The sequence below is a fragment of the Streptomyces flavofungini genome, from assembly GCF_041028215.1.
GTDB lineage: Bacteria > Actinomycetota > Actinomycetes > Streptomycetales > Streptomycetaceae > Streptomyces > Streptomyces flavofungini_B.
Map to the genome: position 1 here is coordinate 1 of NZ_JASKYR010000696.1, position 4,608 is coordinate 4,608.

A 4,608-nucleotide genomic window follows, 5' to 3' on the forward strand; every position below is an offset into this window, starting at 1 on the left:
GTGTCCGCGTGTTCCTCGATCAGGTCGCCGAGCAGGTCGAGCTGTTCCTCGCGCAGCGCGGCGAAGCTGGTGTCGGGGGCGGGGACGAAGCGGCGTCCGGCCGCGCGCGCCACCTCGGCGAGGAAGCGGCGCCGGAAGCCGTCGCTCTCCAGCGACCCGTGCCAGTGCGTGCCCCACACCTCGCCGACGCGGCAGCCGTCGAGGAACGCCTCACCGCCGGTGACGTCGGCCACGCCGTGGTGGATCTCGTACCCCTCGACCGGTTCCCCGAGGGCCTCGCCCACCGGACGGGCGAGGGTCTTCTCGCGGGCGAACCGCACCCGCACCGGCAGCAGCCCGAGCGCCTGGACGGAGCCCTCGCGCGACTCCACCTCGTCCTCGATGTGCTCGCCGAGCACCTGGAAGCCGCCGCAGATGCCGAGCACCGGGCGCCCCTCGGCGGCCCGCCGCGCCAGCGCGTCGGCGAGGCCGCGCTCCCGCAGCCAGCGCAGCGCGCGCACGGTGCCCCGGGTGCCCGGCACGACCACGAGGTCGGCGTCCACGAGCTCCTCGGCCCGGTCCACGAACCGCACGACGACACCCGGCTCGGCGGCCAGCGCGTCGACGTCCGTGAAGTTGGACATCAGCGGCACCGCGCACACGGCGACCCGCAGCACGTCCTCGCCGACGGGCGGGGCGACCACCGACTCGCGGACCGCGCCGCGCAGCGAGACCCGCAGGCCGTCCTCCTCGTCGATGCCGAGGCCGTGCTGGAACGGCAGCACGCCGTACGTACGCCTGCCGGTGAGGCCGAGCAGCATGTCGAGGCCCGGTTCCAGGAGGGAGACGTCGCCGCGGAACTTGTTGACGAGGTACCCGGCGACGAGCTCCTGGTCGGCCGGGTCCAGCAGCGCCGTCGTCCCGAAGAACGACGCGAACACCCCGCCCCGGTCGATGTCCCCGACCACCAGTACGGGGAAACGGGCGGCCCGCGCTATGCCCATGTTGACGATGTCGGTGCGCCGCAGATTGATCTCGGCGGGACTGCCCGCGCCCTCACAGATCACGGCGTCATACGTGCCCCGCAGCTCCTCCAGGCACCCCAAGACGGTGTCGAGCAGGGCGGCCTGGCGTCCCCCGTGGTAGCCGCGCGCGCTCATCTCGCCCACCGGCCTGCCCATCAGGACGACCTGGCTGGAGCGGTCGCCGCCCGGCTTGAGCAGCACGGGGTTCATCAGCGCGGTCGGCTCCACGCGGGCGGCCTGCGCCTGCATGGCCTGGGCCCGGCCGATCTCGGCGCCCTCACGGGTGACGAAGGAGTTCAGGGACATGTTCTGCGCCTTGAAGGGCGCGACGGACACGCCCTTGCGGGCCAGCCACCGGCAGATCCCGGCGGTGACGACGCTCTTCCCGGCGTCGGAGGTGGTCCCGGCGACGAGCAGTCCACCACTCATGAGGCGCAGCCTTTCCGTGGGCGGCGGGCGGCACGCAGTCCCGCCCGTGCCGCGATCGAGACGCCGAGGGCCAGCAGGCCGACCCGGCGGGAGAGCCGCACGGCCCTCTCGATGTCCCCGCCCCGGACCGGACGCCCGGCGGTGTTGAGGACGGGGCGGTGCTCGACGCGGCCCGCGTAGGAGAGGGTGCCGCCGAGCCGTACCCCGAGCGCCCCGGCGAAGGCGGCCTCGACAGGTCCGGCGTTGGGGCTCGGGTGCTTCGCCGCGTCCGCCCGCCAGGCCCGCACCGCCCCGCGCGGCGCGTCCCCGGCGAGGACGGCGAGCGCGGCGGTGAGCCGGGCCCCCGGCCAGCCGAAGACGTCGTCGAGGCGGGCGGAGGCCCAGCCGTAGCGGCGGTACCGGGGGGACTTGTGGCCCACCATCGCGTCCAGCGTGTTCACGGCGCGGAAGGCGACGAGGCCCGGGACCCCGCCGACCGCGCCCCAGAGCAGCGCCCCCACCACCGCGTCGGAGGTGTTCTCGGCGACGGACTCCACCACGGCCCGCGCGATGCCGTCGGCGTCCAGCGCCTGCGGGTCGCGCCCGCAGAGGTGCGGCAGCCGCTCGCGGGCCGTCTCGATGTCCCCGGCGCCCAGCGCACCGCCGATGGCGCGGGCCTCCCGGCCGAGCGAGGTCCCGCCGACGACGGCCCAGGTCGCGGCGGCGGTCAGCGCGAGCGAWCCGGCCCGTGAGCGGCGTACGAGGGTGGTGGCGAGGGCGGCGGCACCGGCAGCGCCCCCGGCGCACACCAGGGTGTGCAGCGCGCCCCACCCGCGGTGGTCACGCCACAGCACCCGCTCGACGGCGCCCGCGGCACGTCCGAACGCGGCGACCGGATGGCCGCGGCGGGGATCGCCGAGCAGCAGGTCACCGAGGAATCCGGCGGCGGCGCCGTACGCGAAGTCGCGATCGGCACTCATGGGCTCAGCCCGTCGGGGTGCCGTGCGGGGAGCTCACGCTCGGGGAGGGGTCCGGCAACGGGCGGCCGCGCATGGGAATGGTCCTCACTCAGGGTGTCCGCGCCCTGGTACGACGTGATCGGCGGTGAGAGTTCCTGGCTCGCGGGGAGGTTCCCCCGCTGACAGTGGCGGGACCGCGCCGGATTCGCACCGGCTTCCTCTGCTGCCGCCGTAGTTGGCCCGGGCAGTCCACCACGCCCCGCGAACGCCCGTCAACTCGCCGTTGACCTGCGAGGGCGTACGCGGAAGTGGGGCGCGCGGCGTCCGTACGCCAGGCGCCCCACTTCCGCGTCCGGTCGTCAGGCGACGACCGTCCGTCCGGCCGTCAGGCGACGATCAGAAGGATCCCGTACGCCACGGCCGCCGCGCAGAGCGCGAAGCAGGCGTACGCGCCGGTGCGGGCGAGGGCCGCGGAGCCGCTGCCCGAGGCGGTGGCCGACTCCTGCTTGGAGAGGCCGACGATGCCGAGGGTGAAGAGGCCCACCAGGGCCACCGTGACCACGAGGCTGACTCCGAAGACGGAGCCGAGGGCTGCCCAGTCGATGTTCATGGCTGATTCGTCCTTATACCGTCGCGGGCCTGGTGGCGGGGTCCGCCATGGCTCCGGTCGTGGCGGTGGTCGGGCCCGTGATGGTGGCCTTGACCTGGTCGTCCGAGGGGGCGCCGACGGAGGTCAGCGGGCCCGCGGGGGGCGGCGTGACGGCGGCGATCGCGGTGGTCACCACACCGGCGGGCTCGGCGCCCGCCGTGCCGCCCTCGGCGCGGATCTCGTCGGCGGTCACATTGGTGTGGTCGACGGCGTTGCGCCGGGAGAGCACCCAGATGACGGCCGAGCCCGCGACCAGGAGCGCCGCGGTGGCCGCGATGCCCCAGGGGCCCTGCTTGGTGAGGAACTCCGCGCCCGCGCCGACGAGGCCCGCGGCCGGCAGGGTCAGGCCCCACGCGACGAACATGCGGGTCGCCGTGGACCAGCGGACCACGCCGCCCCTGCGGCCGAGGCCCGCGCCCATGACGGCGCCGGAGCAGGACTGGGTGGTGGAGAGCGAGAAGCCCAGGTGCGAGGAGGCGAGGATGACCGTCGCGGCGCTGGTCTGGGCGGCGAAGCCCTGCTGCGGCTGGAGGTCGGTGAGGCCCTTGCCCATGGTGCGGATGATGCGCCAGCCGCCGAGGTAGGTGCCGAGGGCGATGGCCACACCGGCGGAGACGATGACCCACATCGGGGGGTTCGCGCCGGGGTTGAGCACACCGCCGGTGACCAGGGCGAGCGTGATGATGCCCATGGTCTTCTGCGCGTCGTTCGTGCCGTGGGCCAGCGAGACCAGGCCCGCGGAGGCGATCTGGCCCGCGCGGTAGCCCTTGGCGGTCGCCCGGGTGTCGGTGCCGCGGCCGATGCGGTACGTCAGGCGCGTGGCGGCCATCGCGGCGAGACCCGCCACGAGCGGGGCGGCCAGCGCCGGGATGAGGATCTTGGTGACGACCGTGCCGCCGTTGATCGACGACCAGCCCATCGACATGACCGCGGCGCCGATGAGGCCGCCGAAGAGGGCATGCGAGGAGCTGGAGGGCAGGCCCACCAGCCAGGTCAGCAGATTCCAGAGGATGGCGCCGACGAGCGCTGCGAATATCACCTCTGTCTTGAGGCCGTCCTCGTTCACGATGCCGCCGGAGATCGTCTTGGCGACCTCCACGGAGAGGAAGGCGCCGACGAGGTTGAGCACGGCGGACATGGCCACCGCCGTCTTGGGCTTGAGAGCGCCGGTCGAGATGGTCGTCGCCATCGCGTTGGCAGTGTCGTGGAAACCGTTCGTGAAATCGAACACGAGAGCGGTGACGATCACGATCCCGAGGAGAAGCGTGATGTGTTCCATTTACCCAGGCTTCTGTTGGACGTCAGTGGCAATTGGAAGTTAGGCAACCCGGGTGAACGGAAGATGAACTGGGCCGGGCGGTGCGGTGACCCGAAGCGGAGCGCGTTCACTCCACATCGATCGGGCCTCCGTCCACGAGCGTACGGACCGCACGTACGAGGCTTGCAAATCGGCCGGAGTGTCGGCTTCCGCCATCCGGCCGCCCGCCGCGCCCGACGTCTCGGGCGGGCGCGCGAGGACGGCGAAGAGATCCTGGTCACCCGGTGTGCGAAGGGCCCGGGGGAGGCACGGGACCGCCCTCGCGCGGAC

The 4,608-nt window shown here is 73.8% G+C and carries 4 protein-coding genes and 1 riboswitch; all 4 genes read right to left on the reverse strand.

Going from position 1 to position 4,608, the window contains the following annotated elements:
* Positions 1–1,433 (reverse strand): cobyric acid synthase (locus AB8Z36_RS32680; protein WP_369217007.1); only part of this gene is annotated, 1,433 nt, incomplete at its 3' end.
* On the reverse strand, positions 1,430–2,392 hold the full coding sequence (locus AB8Z36_RS32685; protein WP_369217008.1) for a cobalamin biosynthesis protein: 963 nt from the start codon (positions 2,390–2,392) through the stop codon (positions 1,430–1,432). The genes AB8Z36_RS32685 and AB8Z36_RS32680, both read right to left, overlap by 4 nt.
* A 128-nt stretch (positions 2,393–2,520) precedes the next feature.
* Positions 2,521–2,592: riboswitch (cobalamin riboswitch) on the reverse strand.
* Between the two features lie 164 nt (positions 2,593–2,756).
* Positions 2,757–2,981 (reverse strand): hypothetical protein, encoded by a 225-nt coding sequence (locus AB8Z36_RS32690; protein ID WP_369217009.1) that lies wholly within the window; start codon positions 2,979–2,981, stop codon positions 2,757–2,759.
* A 13-nt stretch (positions 2,982–2,994) separates the two neighbouring features.
* A complete protein-coding gene (locus tag AB8Z36_RS32695; RefSeq protein ID WP_369217010.1) occupies positions 2,995–4,299 on the reverse strand; it encodes an inorganic phosphate transporter in 1,305 nt (434 codons plus the stop codon).
* Positions 4,300–4,608: the final 309 nt, after the last annotated feature.

Excerpts from the sequence above, each read along its gene's own strand:
- AB8Z36_RS32690 (WP_369217009.1), bottom strand. The coding sequence starts at position 2,981 with ATGAACATCGACTGGGCAGCCCTCGGCTCCGTCTTCGGAGTCAGCCTC.
- AB8Z36_RS32695 (WP_369217010.1), bottom strand. The coding sequence starts at position 4,299 with ATGGAACACATCACGCTTCTCCTCGGGATCGTGATCGTCACCGCTCTC.